Raw genomic sequence first — 16,534 nt, forward strand, 5'->3', positions numbered from 1 at the left:
AACTGTATGACACAAATACATTGGATGATCCGACTTGTTCGAGCAGTGGCTATACTGTTCGTACTTGCCGCATGTCTAATGGTTTTTATCTACACGCCGTTTTATTCAAAAATGATCGTAAAGGGACTGAATTACTTTGTACCTGTCGAAGTGAATCAAGTGGCTGCAAAGAGTCAGCAAAATGCATCGCTTAGCGAGCATGAAAATCTAGAGCCTGGTTCAAATCTCTGGATTGCACGTCAAGCCTATTTGCGGTTAGTCGAAGAGGCCATGAGTCAACAGAAGTTTGAAGAACTTGGCCTGTTACAAGCGCGTTATCGCGCACTACAACAGCGCATTGAAGATGAGCAACTTAAAGAGCAGCAAGAAGACGAAAAAAATGCAACCAGTGTGCCTTTACTGGCCAAGAAAGATGAGACGACTCACGTAAAAGATGCTGCCAAGCATGAAAAAGAGAATCCAGAGAATCCAGAGAATCCAGAGAATCCAGAGAATCCAGAGAATCCAGAGAATCCAGCATCAGCCTCAAGTGTAATTGTGAGCCAGTTGTTTGATTTAAATCACTCTGAAAATAAGGCACTACGTGACAAATATATTGTTTTTTTAAAAACACATCCTGTTACAACACCAGAAGACGAAGCCAGTAAAAATGAAATTACCGAGGATATCGAGTTTATCAGACAAAATCAAAGTGATCTCAGAGCTTCGTCTTATCATGCCAAACCATATGCCATTGTGGTTTTAGGTGGCGGTTTGACACTCGCAGACAATCGTAAAGATATTGTAGTGAATGCTTACACCAAACTTCGCCTAGAAAAAACTTTGGAAATTGAAAAAAAATACAAATTACCGATTGTATTGAGTGGTGTTGAGGCCCCTTATATGCAAGCATGGTTAAAAGAACGAGGCGTAGAAGCAAAATTGCTTGAAAACCGCAGTATGAATACCTGTGAAAATTCGCGATTTAGCTCTTTATTGCTTCAGAAAAAAGGTGGAGCACCGACTGTGATGCTTGTAACAGATGTATATCATATGCCGCGAACACGGCGTCTTTTTGCATTGAATGGAATTGAAACCATTCCAGTTGAAGCTCCAATGCCTACTCAATTAAGCGCTTGGCAGCCGAGCCAGCAAAATTATGATCATAGTCGCCGTGCCAATTACGAACTTTTGGCCACAGTACGGGATATGCTTTTTGGCTCAAGTGGTTGTCGTGAGGTGCCCTAAATGTCAGATATTCCATTTCTAAATCCTACAGTATTACAGCAACTTGACCTGCCAGTCCCGAACCGTGAGCAGACTCCACAGATTTTGCCACAACTGAATCTGAATCACGAAATGCAACCATCTCGGGATTTACTGGCCTATAAGAAACTGTACGGACTCGATCAATTGTCTGCGAAGCACTGGCAGGGCTACATTCAAATGCCATTGTTTAAATTGCATGTTCAGGTGTTTCAACCTGAACGTGATGTTCCATTGGGTACTGTCTTTTTACTGCATGGTTATTTAGAGCATAGCGGTATTTATCAGCCGATTATCCGAGAAATTCTGGATCAAGGTTTTAGTGTACTCACTTACGATTTACCCGGTCATGGTTTGAGTGATGGCTCACCGGCGAGTATTCAAAATTTTGATCATTATCAACACGTGTTGCTAGCAGTTTATCAGTACGTGAAGCATGCAAACCAGCTGCCAAAGCCTTGGGTTGGTATTGGACAAAGTACGGGTGGTGCAATCTGGATGCATCATTTACTCGAATATGCACAGAAACGCCAAGATCCTATTGTAGATCGGGTGTTATTGCTTTCACCTTTAATTCGTCCTGCCAAAACCGCATGGTGGCATAATCCGGTCGGGCTTGGCATTATTCGCAGAATACGCCGTCAAGTACCAAGACACTTTAGACGCAACAATCATAATCCTGAATTTTTACGTTTTGTGCGTCTTAAAGATCCGTTACAACCACGTATGATGGGGATGGACTGGATTCTGGCAATGTCTAAATGGATGTTTGAAATGGAAGAGCGACCACCTTGTAGGATCCCGGTGTGGTTAGCACAAGGCGCACTCGATCAAACTGTCGATTGGCGCTATAACATTGAGTTCATTCGGCGTAAGTTTCGTTTGCAAACCTTACTCATGCTTGAAGAAGGCTCGCATCAGTTAATTAATGAGCGAGCGGATATTCGCGCTGCACTCACGGGGTTAATTCCTGCATTTTTGCATGCGCGTCCTAAACATCATTACTACTAAGTCTTAGTATTTATTTTAATTAAAGCTAGCCTCAAACGCTGGCTTTTTACTGTAGCAAGTAATGGAATTTGAATATCTTTTGTAATTACAATGTATATTCAATGTTGGTGTAATGGCTATTTAAAATGATTAAATTTAATAGTTTATCTGTTTCATCAATCTATGATGCTTTGATAGTTTGAATGATGGGTACAATATCATTTAAATTGGTGCTTCATGAGATATCAAACATTAAATCTCGCTGATATGAACTTTCATTTTAAATAGAATGATTAAGTCAATAGCGAAAGATTTTAAGTTAAATAAGATGTTGCAGCGTAATTTTTATTGTTTTGAACGAGCAGATCAATTGTGATAAGACGTACTGTGTTATTTAAGTCGTCATACCTTGATGTCTGTACCTCTAAAAAAGTAAGGCGCAATCAAATCAAGTGATTAGATGCGCCTGATGGATGGTGTGCTTTTTAAAAATGATCGGCCATCGCCATATTCCACATTCTGTAATAAAAGTTTTCGTCATCTTTTTCATGGCAGTCGAGAAGTTCTCCACCTTTGAAAAAGAAGTGTAACTGAGCATAGTTTTTGATCTCGCGATCATTCACTCGCTGTGCTAAATGATGTGCCTTAATTTCTGACGGATGTTGTAAACCAGAAGCTGCGATAATTTCGGCCAGTGCATGCAAGGTATTTTTTTGAAAGTTAAATACACGTTCAGCTTTAGTCGGTACATGGATGGCTTTTTGACGATCTTTGTCTTGGGTTGCGACGCCTACGGGGCATTGATTCGTATGGCAACTTTGGGCCTGAATACAGCCAACGGCAAACATAAAGCCACGCGCAGAGTTGACCCAGTCTGCTCCTAATGCAAGCGTACTGGCGATATCGAAACCACTGATAATTTTTCCACTGGCGCCAATTTTAATTTGATCTCTTAATCCTGCACCGACCAAGGTATTGTGCACAAATAAAAGGCCTTCTCTGAGCGGTGTACCAATATAATCACTAAATTCGATCGGTGCCGCACCTGTACCGCCTTCAGAGCCATCCACCACAATAAAGTCTGGCACAATTTTGGTTTCCAGCATTGCTTTAACAATGCCCATAAATTGCCAAGGCTGACCAATACATAGTTTGAATCCGACCGGTTTGCCGCCAGAGAGTTCACGTAACTGCTGTATGAAGTGCATCATTTCAATAGGTGTATTAAACGCAGAGTGTTTTGGTGGGGAAATACAATCTTGGTCGCGAGACACACCACGAATTTGTGCAATTTCTTCAGTAATTTTATGCTTAGGTAAAATGCCGCCATGCCCGGGCTTTGCGCCTTGAGAGAGTTTGATTTCAATCATTTTAATTTGTGGAAGTTCGGCCTGTTGTTTGAATTTTTCAGGATCAAACTTTCCATCAGGCGTACGGCAACCAAAGTAGCCGCTGGCAATTTCCCATACAATGTCACCCCCATATTCAAGATGATACGGGCTTAAACTACCTTCACCGGTGTCATGATAAAAGTGACCCATTTGAGCGCCTTTATTGAGCGCACGAATTGCATTGGCGCTCAAGCTGCCAAAGCTCATCGCAGAAATATTCATGATCGATGCGCTGTAGGGTTTGGTGCATTGAGCATTACCAATGTTAATACGAAAACTTTTGATATCCGCAGGTGGGCATGGAACCAGTGAATGCACCATAAAGCGGTAATCTTTTTGATAGACATCGATAATCGATCCAAACGGTTTATCTGCATTTTGGTTTTTGGCGCGCTGGTAAACTAAACTGCGCTGCATGCGTGAAAAAGGCAAGGCATCTTGATCTGATTCAATAAAATACTGACGAATTTCAGGGCGAAAATCTTCAAATAAAAAACGAAAATGACCCATGATGGGATAATTTCTTAAAATAGAGTGTTTGCTTTGAAGCACATCGTATAATCCAACCACACTTAAAATGCTGGTGATGACCCAGATTACATTTAAAACAGTATCGGAAATAAAATAATACAGATAATGGGGTGTGTGGGTGAAATGGAACCATGAAATACTGATTGCAACCAGCATACATAGAAACCAGACAGAGTGCCGCGAGAAGAAAGTATTGAGTAATTTATGACGAATGATTTGCGCCGGGCTAGCCATTTCAAGCAATTTCCTTGATTTTTGTTCTATGTTTAACTTGCCAAGAACAATCAGGAAGCTCAAGTAACGAATTGTTAGTGCGAAGAATTATGTCAATTCTTCGCACTTTTAATTTTATTCTTCTTCAGGTGGTAGCAGCATTAAGACCGAATCATTTAACAACTGTGCTAGATCTTCAAGAAATTCATCATGATCAAATTGCGCATCAAACGGTAACACCTGACCATCTGCAAGTGCTTTCAGCAGTGGGGCAAACCTATCATCGATACAACACGCTTCACCATTGGCCCAAAACAGTAGCTGATCATCCTGTTGGGTATAAAGCAATCGTGATGCAGGCTCCAGACATAGCTCATAACCCGTTGACAAAATTTCGCGTAAGTCATCGGCTTCAATTTCGTCAGGTTCTGGAATGTTATCTGGATACTTAGGTTCAGACATCAGCGCAACTAAGGCGTGTTCAAAGTCGCTTGAATGCTGAAGCTGATCGAGTACTTTAGCCTTTAAGTAAGCCAGCTCGTTACTGGTCATTTCTCCAATCTGGCCCACCTGATCTCGCATGATATCAATCACGGGATTTTTGAGTAAGGCGTTGTCTGCAAATCGATCGCTTACTCGATCCATCATGGTCGCAACGTTTGGCATACGAAAGCCAAACGAAAAAGTGAGGCAGTCATCTTCTGCAACGCCATAATGCGACAGCCCAGGTGGTACGTACAGTAAATCGCCTGGCGCTAAAACTTCATCAAAGTGTACATTCATTTCTGGTAATAACTTGAGGGGCTGACCTATGACAAACGCTGTGTTTTCATCACACATTTGCCCAAGTTGCCAACGGCGATGACCGTATCCCTGAACCAGAAAAACATCATAAAAGTCGAAATGCTGGCCTACTGAGCCACCTTTAGGTGCGTAAGACACCATAATGTCATCTCGTCGCCACTGTGGAATGAATGGAAATTTTTTCCAAAGTTCTGCCAGATCAAAAGAATAATGGTCTACAGCCTGAACCAACAGTGTCCAGAGCTTTGGTAATTTCTGAAAATCACCCTTAATCAGTGGAGACGATTTGACACTCCATTGGTTTGGATCTTTGTCTTTTTGCTTAATGAGACGAGCACTGACTGTTTCCTCTAGGGCCAGTTCTTTCACATCATCAGGTTCAAGAATATTGATAATTTCAGGCATGGCATTGCGAACCAGCAATGGTTTTTTTTGCCAATATTCATTTAAAAATTGTTCTGCGGTAATTCCGCCAAGTACATCAAGAGCAAGAGACATAGATTGCCTATATTAAATTAAGGTAAAGCAAGACCGAAAGAGCGGAGAATACGACACACTTGAATTAAGGGAAGGCCCATCAGCGTGGTCTGATCTGATCCTTGCATCGATTCAAATAAGCTGATACCTAGTTCTTCACATCGAAAACTCCCTGCACACTGTAAAGGTTGCTCGATGGCGACATAGCGCTCGATTTCAGCATCGGTCAATACTCTAAATTTTACCTGATAATGCTCGATAAGCGTGTGCTCAAAACCTGAAGCTCTATGATGTATGCTCAAACCTGTGCTAAAACACACCGTTTGCCCCGAATTTTGCTTGAGCTGTGCAATAGCATTTTCAGCGCTCAGCGGCTTTCCAATAAATTGATCGGGCTGATGAATACGCCATGCAACCTGATCCGAACCAATCACTACAGCATTTGGATAGTCTTTTGCAATATGCTGCGCCTTTTCGTAGGCCAAACGAGATGCGAGTTGATCGGCATGTGTTTCGCCACGTGGTGTTTCGTCAATATCTGGAGATAGGGCAGTATAGGTGATGCCCAAACGATCCATTAATGCTTTACGGGTCTGACTGCTCGACGCCAAAATAATTTGCTGCATGGTGCTTAAACCGCGTAGTCGAGCAAGATATCTAAGGGAACATAACTCAGCACCGATTGATGACACGCATGTAATTTCACATTGGGCGCTTTGCCTGCCTGATAGGCTTCCACCCAGCGAGACACACAGATACACCAGAAATCACCAGGTTTTAAGCCCGGAAAACCAACTTCTGGTAGCGGCGTAATCAAATCATTGCCGACTTTTTGTGAAAAGCTCAAAAACTCCGAGGTCATTTCTGCACAAACAGTATGTTGACCGAGGTCTGTGGTGGCTGTATGGCAAAATCCATTTCGGAAATACCCTGTAATTGGATCGAAACAACAGCTTGCCAACGGTTCGCCAAGTACGTTTAACTTATTAATTTTTGGATCTGGATGAATAGACATAAGGCTTTGCATCGTAATTTCGTAGTACAACTCCATCTATCATAATGAAAATGAAGACGTTCGACAGCTTTTCTATAAAAAAACTCACTTTTTTTATCATAATCATTTAAAATGTCGCCATTTATAATTTTCATAAGAGTAAAAGAGAGCACTCAATGAACTTTAAGCGTATGACGGACCTCGACTTAAATACAAAACGAGTATTAATTCGTGAAGATTTAAATGTACCCGTAAAAAATGGTCAAATTACCAGTGATGCCCGTTTACGTGCTGCATTGCCTACCATTCAAGCTGCATTGGCTCAAGGTGCTGCAGTCATGGTGTGTTCTCATTTGGGGCGTCCTGTTGAAGGTGAACCTAAAGCCGAGCAATCGTTGGCTCCAGTCGCTGAGTATCTTTCTAAGGCGCTTGGGCAAGACGTTAAACTTTTGACAGATTACCTCGAAGGTGTTGAGGTTGCGTCAGGTCAAGTGGTTTTGCTTGAAAACGTGCGCTTTAATCATGGTGAAAAGAAAAATAATCCTGAACTTGCTCAAAAATATGCAGCACTTTGCGATGTATTTGTAATGGATGCCTTCGGTACAGCGCACCGTGCAGAAGCGTCGACAGAAGGCGTTGCACGTTTTGCACCGGTTGCAGCGGCAGGGCCATTGTTGGCAGCTGAACTTGACGCTTTGGGCCGTGCTATGGAAACTCCTGAAAAACCAATGGTCGCAATTGTAGCGGGCTCGAAAGTTTCAACGAAGCTTGATGTGCTCAATTCACTCTCTACTATCTGCGATCAGTTAATTGTAGGTGGTGGTATTGCCAACACTTTCCTCGCTGCAGCGGGCTACAATGTAGGCAAGTCACTTTATGAAGCCGATCTGATTGAAACGGCAAAAAGTATTACCGCTAAGGTGAGTGTGCCATTACCAACTGATGTGGTCGTAGCAGACGCTTCACAAATTCATTTTGACGATTTCCTAGGCTCACTTGCCTCAGCACAAGCGACGATCAAGCCAGTAAGTGATGTTGCTGACAACGACATGATTTTAGATGTTGGCCCAGACACAGCAAAAGCATTTGCTAAAATTTTAGAAGCGTCTAAAACCATTTTATGGAATGGCCCTGTGGGTGTATTTGAAGTCGATCAATTCGGCGAAGGCACCAAGGCTTTATCTATAGCGATTGCTGAATCTGCAGGTTTCTCGATTGCAGGTGGTGGTGATACATTGGCAGCAATTGACAAATACAACGTTGCAGACAAGATTAGCTATATTTCAACAGGTGGCGGTGCCTTCCTTGAGTTCGTTGAAGGTAAAACTCTACCAGCAGTAGCTGTATTGCTCGAACGCGCTTAATCGCTCACTTGCTTAAAAAAACCGGCCTGAAGGCTGGTTTTTTTCATATGAGATTCATCGAACTGTCATATATCTGCAATAAAATCTGTCCAACGAATCACCCGTGATGAGACAATCTGATGAAGTTAAACATTCTACTCGCTGCGTTAATTATTGCACCATTAACATTGACTGCATGTTCTAAAAAGAACGATGCACCGGCAGCACAGCAAGGACAGTCGGCACCAGCAGATGAAAAAGTGACACCAGAGCAGCAAGCTGCAATTGATGCTTTGGATAAGCCCGTTATGGATGAAAAAAATACAGATATTCCAGAGTCTGTTTCGAATGCGCCGGCAGATGCAGCGACACCTGCTGCTGAAAATGCTGGAGCAACTGAGCAGAATCAAGAAAAAGCCAAGTAATACGCTTTGGTTTTATAAAAGTCCCTGCAAATACAGGGATTTTTTTTTGAAATTGTGTGATTTGTTGCTGAATTGAAATACATGACACTGTAGAATAGGTGCCACTACCTGGGAGGATATTATGGCACTTATCTCATTGCGCCAGCTCTTGGATCACGCTGCAGAACATAACTACGGCGTACCAGCGTTTAATGTAAACAATCTTGAGCAAATGCGCGCGATCATGTTGGCAGCGGATGAAACCAACTCACCTGTAATTGTTCAAGCTTCGGCAGGTGCACGCAAATATGCAGGCGCTCCATTTTTACGTCACTTGATTTTGGCAGCAATCGAAGAATGGCCACATATTCCGGTGGTAATGCATCAAGACCATGGAACCAGCCCTGATGTATGTCAGCGTTCGATTCAGTTGGGCTTTAGCTCGGTCATGATGGATGGATCACTTGGTGCAGATGGTAAAACGCCAACGTCTTATGATTACAACGTCGATGTAACACGTCGTGTTGTTGAACTCGCGCATGCGTGTGGCGTATCTGTAGAAGGCGAAATCGGATGCTTGGGCAGTCTTGAAACTGGTCTTGCTGGTGAAGAAGATGGTGTCGGTGCAGAAGGTGTATTAGACCATTCACAGCTTTTGACTTCTGTTGAAGAAGCAACTCAGTTTGTTTCAGATACCAATGTCGATGCTCTTGCAATTGCAGTAGGTACATCACATGGTGCTTACAAGTTTACCCGTCCACCTACAGGCGATATCTTGGCGATTGACCGCATTAAAGAAATTCATGCTGCGTTGCCAAATACACACCTTGTGATGCACGGTTCAAGTTCTGTACCACAAGACTGGTTGAAAATTATCAACGATAACGGTGGTCAAATTGGCGAAACTTACGGTGTGCCAGTAGAGCAACTTGTTGAAGCAATCAAGCACGGTGTACGTAAAATCAACATCGATACCGATTTACGTTTGGCTTCAACCGGTGCAATTCGTCGTTTCATGGCGGAAAATCCTGCCGAATTTGACCCGCGTAAATATTTTGCAAAAACTGTTGATGCAATGAAACAAGTATGTATCGAGCGTTATCAATCATTTGGTACAGCGGGCAATGCAGACAAGATTCGTCCTATTTCTTTAGAAGCGATGGTAAGTCGTTATAAATAATTAGCTCGACGTTTTGAAAAGCCCACTTGTTGGGCTTTTCTTTTTTTATGAGGTAATACCATGGGATTAATTGTGTTGGCAGCATGTTGTAGCGTGCTGGTGTCTGTTTTACTCAAAGTGCTCAAATCGAAAGGCTTTGAACCGCTTCAACTGATTGTCTGGAATTATGTAAGTGCCAGCCTGCTGTGCTTTTTATGGTTTCAGCCAGATATTGCGCATCTGTCTCTTCAACACACGCCGTGGTGGTTAATTATCGTGTTAGCAATGGCATTGCCGAGCGTATTTTTATTACTTGCCAAGTCGTTACAGCACGCCGGTATCGTAAAAACTGAACTTGCACAGCGTCTTTCAGTGGTGTTGTCGTTGCTGGCCGCTTTTTTTATTTTTCATGAGGCCATGAGTACCTTTAAAGTACTCGGTATGGGATTAGGACTCATCGCGGTTGCCTTGATTGTGATGAGCAAAACCGAGCATATTTCAGTCAATCATCGAAAAGCATGGAGCGGGTTGGTTGGTGTTTGGGCCGGATATGCGCTAATTGATATTTTACTTAAATATACCAGCAGTTTAGGCCTGAAATTACCAATGACGTTGAATCTGGTATTCATCATGGCATTTGTATTTTCCTTTGTTTATGTCTATGTATTTGCAAAACAAAACATGCAAATTAAAAATGTTTTGGGTGGTTTGCTACTTGGAGGTTTCAATTTTGCCAATATTGCGTTGTATGTTCAGGCACATGTGTTGCTCAAAGACAGTCCTGCGATTGTATTTGCAGGCATGAATCTGCTCGTTGTGGTATTTGGTGTGTTAAGTGGAATGATCATATTTAAAGAGCGTACCGATTGGAAAGCTGTGCTTGGTCTGATCTTGGGAGTTCTTGGAATTCTGTGCTTAGCGAAAGCCATGTAAATTGCTACATCGGACAGAGTGTTTTGCCCGATGAGCACTAGGTATCATCATTAAAGTGTGGTAAAAATAACTGCGTCATCGAGACGAGATTTAGGTAATTGGGCATTGAAATCGCTTTCACTACGATAGCCTAGTGACACAATGACAGATGGGCGCAATCCTTTTTCAGCAAGTGCAAATTCCTGACTGATGATTTCTTCGTCGAATCCACCCATCGGCGTGGCATCGACGCCTTCTAAACCTGCCGCTAGTAAAAGCTGACCCAGCGCAATAAAGGTTTGATTTTCCATCCAGCCATAAAGATTTTGCTGCTCGTTTCGATAATATTCGACATAGCCTGCACGAGTTTGACCTTGAGCTTCTTTGGCTTTTTCGTCTTTAAAACGTCCGTTCAAATCATCTTGTTTGAGTAGCTGCTCTAGATGTTCCTGTGTGACATCGGTACGCGTACAAAAAATAATGCTATGTGAAGCATCTAGTACCTTAGGTGCATTATAGGCATAACGACCTGTCAGTCCTTTGGCGATTCGTGTTTTGGCTTCTATGTTGTCTGCAATTAAAAAATGCCAAGGCTGAATATTAACCGATGACGGTGTTAAACGAAGAATTTCGAGTAAGCGTTGAAATTGGTGGTCTGGAATTTTTTTTGAAGCGTCGTACGCTTTTGTGGTGTAGCGCATTTGTGTGGCGTTTAATACATCCATCATTAAAACCTTTTAGTTACACTCAATAAATATGAAGCGAATCAAGGTTTTTAGCATAGCCTAAGCAGTTTTTTGTTTAAACCACTAAAATAAAATTTAGTGTATTGTCCACTCAATAAACTCATATTGTCCGTTTTCATGGACTTCTAAAATCATGGCGCATCCTTCTTTTTCACGCCAGTCACCCAGCACAATGCGAGTTTTGTCATAGGTATGGTGGATTTGAGGACGGTGTGTATGTCCATGAATGAGAATATCGGGATATTGGAGTGCCTGATGAACGGCGGCATCGTTGACATCCATAATGTCATAGCTTTTTTGTTGTTTTTGGTCGTGGCTTTTTTGCCGAAATCCATTCGCGAGTCTTTGTCTAAAGCTTAAAGGTGTACGTTTTAAAATCGCGATCAGTAAAGGATTACGGATAATCTTTTTAAAGCGTTGATAGGCAATATCATCGGTACAGAGTGCATCGCCGTGCTCAATTCGATAGTGAACGCCTGCAATGTTTAATTCATAGACATCGGGGAGTAAAGTACCAGCAAATTGTTTTAAAAATTCAGCACCCACTGCAAAGTCTCGATTTCCAGCCTGAAAATAAACCTGATTTCCAGCTTGGTGAAATATAATCAGTGCAGCGACAATTTCATCTAGCCAAGGTGCGCTGTAGTCATCGCCAATCCAGGCATTAAACCAGTCGCCCATAATATAAAGCTGGGTGTTACGGTCTTGATAGTGTATCAATAAATCTAAAAACCCTCGAACGAGTCGAGGGTGTTCAGGTGACAGATGCAAATCTGAGATAAACAGATAGGTCACGAATAGATCCGTCTAAAATTATTCAGCGATAATTTTAGCAGATTCAATCACAACATTTTCAAGAGGAACGTCGGCGTGGTAACCACGATTACCAGTACGAACGCCTTTGATTGTGTTTACAACGTCTAAGCCTTCAACAACTTTACCAAACACCGCATAACCCCAACCTTGCGCAGTTTTACCTGTGTGGTTGAGGAATGAGTTGTTTTTAACGTTGATAAAGAATTGTGCAGATGCAGAGTGAGGCGCTTGGGTGCGTGCCATAGCAATCGTGCCTTCGTCATTGCTCAAACCGTTATCTGCTTCGTTTTCGATAGAATCGCGAGTGGCTTTTTCTTTAAAGTTTTCGTCCATGCCGCCGCCTTGGATCATAAAACCATCAATGACGCGGTGAAAAATCACGCCGTCATAGAAACCATCACGAACATATTCCAAGAAGTTAGCAACTGTTTTAGGCGCTTTTTCAGGGTTAAGCTCAAGAACAATACGACCTTTATTGGTGTTTAATTCGACTTGAGGAAAACTCATTACATAATCTCCTAATCATGGACACGAAAGCCATGGGTTTTTTGGTTGAGAGAAGCATAAGCAAACTGTAAACTACATGGCAAGTAAAAACGTAAAAATCTTTGTTAAAAAACAAAGATTGCTTTACATTCATTCAAAATTTAACGTGTAAGAAGTGAAATATCTATATGAAGCCAAATGATGTTGTTTCAACTGTGCCTAACTCTCCGACATCTACGCATGCACCTGTCGATTCTGCGCAGCAAGAACAACAGGCAGGCTTAGACTTTGTAAGACAAGTAATTACAGAGGATTTAAATGCTGGTCGTACCGAAACGGTGGTGACTCGTTTTCCGCCTGAGCCAAATGGCTACTTGCATATCGGACACGTCAAAGCCATCTGCTTGAACTTTGGTGTAGCAGAAGAGTTTGGAGGCTATTGTAACCTTAGATTTGACGACACCAACCCAGATGCTGAAGAACAAGAATACGTAGATGGGATTGCCAACGACGTAAAATGGTTAGGTTTCGACTGGCAAGGTGAGCCACGCTATGCATCTAGCTATTTTGATCAGCTTTACACGTGGGCCGTGCAACTGATTGAGCAAGGTGATGCTTATGTCGACTTGCAAACCCCTGAAGAAATCAAGCTAAACCGCGGTAACTTTGTTGAACCTGGTAAAAACTCACCTTATCGTGATGCAAGCGTTGCAGAAAATCTCGAACGTTTTGAAAAAATGCGTGATGGAACATATCCAGAAGGTCATGCAGTGTTACGCGCCAAGATTGATATGACTAGCCCAAATGTACATATGCGTGATCCGATCTTGTACCGAATTTTGCATTCAGAGCATCACCAAACAGGCAATACATGGAAAATTTATCCAATGTATGACTATGCGCATCCGTTGTCAGATGCCATTGAGGGTGTAACGCATTCACTGTGTACGCTTGAGTTTCAAGATCACCGCCCATTTTATGACTGGATCATTGAAAAAGTTCACTCAAACGCGGTTCCACGTCAGTATGAATCTTCGCGTTTAAATGTGGATTATACCATTACATCTAAGCGTAAGCTTCGCCGTCTGGTTGAAGGTGGCTTTGTAAATGGCTGGGATGACCCACGTATGCCAACGGTTGTGGGGATGCGTCGTCGCGGGTTTACACCAGAAGGCTTACGTGATTTCTGTAAACGTGTGGGTGTGTCTAAAACAGACGGTATTGTTGATGTGGCCATGCTCGAGTTTTGTATTCGTCAGTCACTTGAAAATACTGCTGGCCGCGGTATGGCAGTGCTCAATCCATTAAAGGTGACCTTAACCAATTTGCCTGAAGCATTGGATCTTGTGCATGCCCGTCATCCAAATGTGGATATGGGGGACCGCGTAATTCCATTAACTTCTGAGCTTTACATTGACCGTAAAGATTTTGAAGAAGTGCCACCAAAAGGCTTTAAACGTTTGGTACCTGAGGGCGAAGTGCGTTTACGCCATGCTTATGTCATTAAATGCGATGAAGTTATCAAAGATGCAAGCGGCGAAGTGATTGAGTTGAAATGCTCGATTGATCCAGATACTTTAGGTAAAAACCCTGAAGGGCGTAAGGTAAAAGGTGTGATTCACTGGGTATCTGCAACCAAAGGACTTCCTGCCGAAGTGCGTATTTATGACCGTCTGTTTACCGAAGCAGATCCTGAAACCGGTGATGATTTCTTGGAAAACCTGAATCCAGAATCACTAAAAGTAATGCAAGCTTATATTGAGCCCGCACTGGCAGAGGCTGCACCGGAGCAACGTTTCCAGTTTGAACGTGAGGGTTACTTTGTTGCAGATCGTTATGATCATACGCCTGAAAAACCAGTCTTTAACCGCATTTTAGACTTAAAAGACAGCTTTAAACCTGAGAAAAAATAAGGCGATAACCTTATTTTTTCGCAAGGCCCCGCAGGGTAAAGTGATACAGCCTTATTTTTTCGCAAGGCCCCGCAGGGTAAAGTACGACAGTTTTAGATTAAAAATAAGCTACTTTAGGGTAGCTTATTTTTTTGCTCATCTTTTAAAAGCAAATGATAGGGCGCTTTCATTTTTGCACGTTCACGCAATTTCTTTTTAATATACAGCACGATTGCAAAGCAGGTGGTCGCAATGGTCAAGAAAAAACTGTTCATATAACTCATAATTGAGCTGATATAGCCAATGGTGGTGAGTCGATTCATCATTTTCACAACTTGCGGACTGTCTTCAATACCGGTAATGGCCCAAGAGCATAAATGCTCGCAATTATTGAGTATGAGGTGATAGTGATTCTCATGCATGCGTGAGCGCATCCGCCTCACTACAATACGGCCTTTATATCGGGCGTGTTCGTAGTGACGGACATGAATTTTTTTACCATGAGAAAAATGACTTAAAGTGGTGATCTCGATCGGCTTTTTTTTAAATAGGTGAGCAAAGCCTGAATAATGGATCACGCGTCCACGTCCGGCATAAATACCATGGTGACTGTATCCAAAATGATAAACCACAAGATGCGAACCAATTGGATAGCGTTTGTTTGTGCGCTGCATGTGCTCCTAAACCAACAAAATCTGTAAATAGACTTAGGTGTGCCCAATTATAACCAAAAAAATATGTCACTATTGTAAAAGCTGCAATACTTTGACGCTATATTCAAATCATTTGAGTCACTACATAGCAGTTGTAATCGGGAGCTAATTTAGATGCGATTTAAAAAGAAACAAATGATTTATATTTTTTCATTTGTATTCATGTGTCTGAGTGTTCCCGCCTTTGCAAAGCTTGCACCTACTTATCGAGAAATACACAGTCAGCTCGGTGTTGATGCAATCGTCATACAGGTGAGCGATCTATCAAAGCTATCATTGGCATTAAATGATCCAGATACGCTCAAAAAATACGGCTCATTTTCTGCATTACAAAACAGTTTGCCAGCTTGCCAACATTTAGTTTTTGCAATGAATGCTGGTATGTATCATCGCGATCGTGAACCTGTAGGGCTTTATATTGAGGCAAATCAACAAAGAACTGCTTTAAATACTCAAGATGGATATGGCAATTTTTTTCTTCAACCCAATGGTGTGTTGGCTTGGAATGATCGCGAAGCAATTATTAAAACAACATCCGAGTTTACGAAGCGTGCATTTCATACAAAATATGCGACTCAGTCGGGGCCTATGCTTGTCATCAATGGAGACATTCATTCTAAATTCTTAGCAGATTCAGATTCTTTGAAGATTCGAAATACAGCGGGTGTGAAAGACAATCAACTTTATTTTGTGATCACGCGTAATCGCGTCAATTTTTATGCGCTAGCTCAGCTTTTTAAAGATGAACTACAAATCGATAATGCGTTGTATTTAGATGGTTCAATTTCTAGTTTGTACTGGGCCGCACAGCAACGAAATGATCGCATTACAGAGCTTGGGCCTCTACTGGCCTGGATTGATCCGGCGCAATGTGATTTTAAGAATCTGCATTAAATACGATATGAAAAAAGAAAGCCCGAACTCGCTCAAGTCGGGCTTTCTGTTTACTCATTAATTAGGGATCAATAAGTTTGATGAATTATACGCATGAAATGTTAAATGTAAAGTAAATCACGTTTTTTGTGTTTTATGTTAATTGTATTTCTCCCCTTGTGATCTGATGAAGTGAAAGTATCACTGCATTAATCGGCATGTTAAGATAGTGTAAAGAGGCTCTTATGGATTAAAAACATCAGCAAGAATAAACATATAACAAGAAACTAAAAATGAATGGCATGTAGCGCATTAAAACCGTTTAAGGAGTGAACAGTGATGCAACAGGTTAAAATTTTTGAAACCAAAGTGTTTAGTAAACTTGAAACTGATATCAATCACTGGATTGAATACGAATACAATAAAAACAGGCGTGTCGAAATTAAATCGATTAGCCATGCTTATGTTGCATCCCAAGATGATTTTTATCATTACACCGCAATAGTGGCATATGATCTAAAACATGAGGGCGAATAGCCGCATCA

17 protein-coding genes are annotated in these 16,534 nt (G+C 41.9%); 9 read left to right on the top strand and 8 right to left on the bottom strand.

Annotation, left to right across the window (positions count from 1 at the left end; genetic code table 11):
* The first annotated feature begins 6 nt into the window (after positions 1-6).
* Together KCV09_RS04055 and KCV09_RS04060 are read left to right on the top strand one after the other, a co-directional pair.
* Positions 7-1,227 carry a YdcF family protein gene (locus KCV09_RS04055; RefSeq protein WP_212515580.1) on the top strand — a complete coding sequence of 407 codons (1,221 nt, stop codon included), beginning with the start codon at positions 7-9 and terminating at the stop codon, positions 1,225-1,227.
* Complete coding sequence (locus tag KCV09_RS04060; protein ID WP_025095135.1) at positions 1,228-2,256, top strand: alpha/beta hydrolase; 1,029 nt, start codon at positions 1,228-1,230, stop codon at positions 2,254-2,256. It abuts the gene before it with no gap.
* 464 nt (positions 2,257-2,720) lie between these two features.
* Here KCV09_RS04060 and KCV09_RS04065 read toward each other — a convergent pair whose 3' ends face one another.
* The 4 genes from KCV09_RS04065 to KCV09_RS04080 all read right to left on the bottom strand — a co-directional run bounded on the left by KCV09_RS04065 (position 2,721) and on the right by KCV09_RS04080 (position 6,666).
* Positions 2,721-4,391 (bottom strand): FMN-binding glutamate synthase family protein, encoded by a 1,671-nt coding sequence (locus KCV09_RS04065; RefSeq protein WP_151815123.1) that lies wholly within the window; start codon positions 4,389-4,391, stop codon positions 2,721-2,723.
* A 114-nt stretch (positions 4,392-4,505) separates the two neighbouring features.
* The gene (locus KCV09_RS04070) at positions 4,506-5,672 is read right to left on the bottom strand and encodes a ribosomal protein uL16 3-hydroxylase (protein WP_151815122.1); all 1,167 of its coding nucleotides are present in this window, start codon (positions 5,670-5,672) and stop codon (positions 4,506-4,508) included.
* A gap of 17 nt (positions 5,673-5,689) precedes the next feature.
* Positions 5,690-6,277, bottom strand: a complete 588-nt coding sequence (locus KCV09_RS04075; RefSeq protein WP_104124294.1) for a Maf family protein — start codon at positions 6,275-6,277, stop codon at positions 5,690-5,692.
* A 5-nt stretch (positions 6,278-6,282) separates the two neighbouring features.
* Positions 6,283-6,666 carry a DUF2237 family protein gene (locus KCV09_RS04080; protein ID WP_039909918.1) on the bottom strand — a complete coding sequence of 128 codons (384 nt, stop codon included), beginning with the start codon at positions 6,664-6,666 and terminating at the stop codon, positions 6,283-6,285.
* Positions 6,667-6,821: 155 nt separating this feature from the next.
* Between KCV09_RS04080 and KCV09_RS04085 the strand changes: the two genes are divergently transcribed.
* The 4 genes from KCV09_RS04085 (at position 6,822) to KCV09_RS04100 (ending at position 10,484) form a co-directional block, all read left to right on the top strand.
* On the top strand, positions 6,822-8,009 hold the full coding sequence (locus KCV09_RS04085) for a phosphoglycerate kinase (RefSeq protein ID WP_151815121.1): 1,188 nt from the start codon (positions 6,822-6,824) through the stop codon (positions 8,007-8,009).
* Between the two features lie 119 nt (positions 8,010-8,128).
* Complete coding sequence (locus KCV09_RS04090; protein ID WP_004937345.1) at positions 8,129-8,413, top strand: hypothetical protein; 285 nt, start codon at positions 8,129-8,131, stop codon at positions 8,411-8,413.
* 121 nt (positions 8,414-8,534) lie between these two features.
* The gene (gene fba / locus KCV09_RS04095; protein WP_055415384.1) at positions 8,535-9,572 is read left to right on the top strand and encodes a class II fructose-bisphosphate aldolase; all 1,038 of its coding nucleotides are present in this window, start codon (positions 8,535-8,537) and stop codon (positions 9,570-9,572) included.
* Between the two features lie 60 nt (positions 9,573-9,632).
* A complete protein-coding gene (locus KCV09_RS04100) occupies positions 9,633-10,484 on the top strand; it encodes a DMT family transporter (protein ID WP_151819991.1) in 852 nt (283 codons plus the stop codon).
* 50 nt (positions 10,485-10,534) lie between these two features.
* On the opposite strand, the gene nfsB is transcribed toward KCV09_RS04100, so the two are convergent.
* From nfsB to KCV09_RS04115, 3 genes are all read right to left on the bottom strand, one after another.
* Positions 10,535-11,188, bottom strand: coding sequence for an oxygen-insensitive NAD(P)H nitroreductase (gene nfsB, locus KCV09_RS04105; RefSeq protein ID WP_039909919.1), 654 nt, complete (start codon positions 11,186-11,188; stop codon positions 10,535-10,537).
* Positions 11,189-11,284: 96 nt separating this feature from the next.
* Entirely contained in the window at positions 11,285-12,004 is a 720-nt protein-coding gene (locus KCV09_RS04110) for a UDP-2,3-diacylglucosamine diphosphatase (RefSeq protein ID WP_004947169.1), read from the bottom strand.
* A gap of 18 nt (positions 12,005-12,022) precedes the next feature.
* Complete coding sequence (locus KCV09_RS04115) at positions 12,023-12,532, bottom strand: peptidylprolyl isomerase (RefSeq protein ID WP_004937354.1); 510 nt, start codon at positions 12,530-12,532, stop codon at positions 12,023-12,025.
* Positions 12,533-12,699: 167 nt separating this feature from the next.
* Between KCV09_RS04115 and KCV09_RS04120 the strand changes: the two genes are divergently transcribed.
* Positions 12,700-14,424 carry a glutamine--tRNA ligase/YqeY domain fusion protein gene (locus tag KCV09_RS04120; RefSeq protein ID WP_025095127.1) on the top strand — a complete coding sequence of 575 codons (1,725 nt, stop codon included), beginning with the start codon at positions 12,700-12,702 and terminating at the stop codon, positions 14,422-14,424.
* Between the two features lie 113 nt (positions 14,425-14,537).
* Here KCV09_RS04120 and KCV09_RS04125 read toward each other — a convergent pair whose 3' ends face one another.
* A complete protein-coding gene (locus KCV09_RS04125) occupies positions 14,538-15,077 on the bottom strand; it encodes a lecithin retinol acyltransferase family protein (protein WP_004947175.1) in 540 nt (179 codons plus the stop codon).
* Positions 15,078-15,278: 201 nt separating this feature from the next.
* Here KCV09_RS04125 and KCV09_RS04130 point away from each other — a divergent pair, with 201 nt between their 5' ends.
* A complete protein-coding gene (locus KCV09_RS04130; RefSeq protein WP_407651956.1) occupies positions 15,279-16,010 on the top strand; it encodes a phosphodiester glycosidase family protein in 732 nt (243 codons plus the stop codon).
* Between the two features lie 318 nt (positions 16,011-16,328).
* Positions 16,329-16,526, top strand: a complete 198-nt coding sequence (locus tag KCV09_RS04135) for a DUF2536 family protein (protein ID WP_151815119.1) — start codon at positions 16,329-16,331, stop codon at positions 16,524-16,526.
* Positions 16,527-16,534 lie beyond the last annotated feature (8 nt).

This window comes from Acinetobacter soli (assembly GCF_018139125.1).
Classification (GTDB): domain Bacteria; phylum Pseudomonadota; class Gammaproteobacteria; order Pseudomonadales; family Moraxellaceae; genus Acinetobacter; species Acinetobacter soli.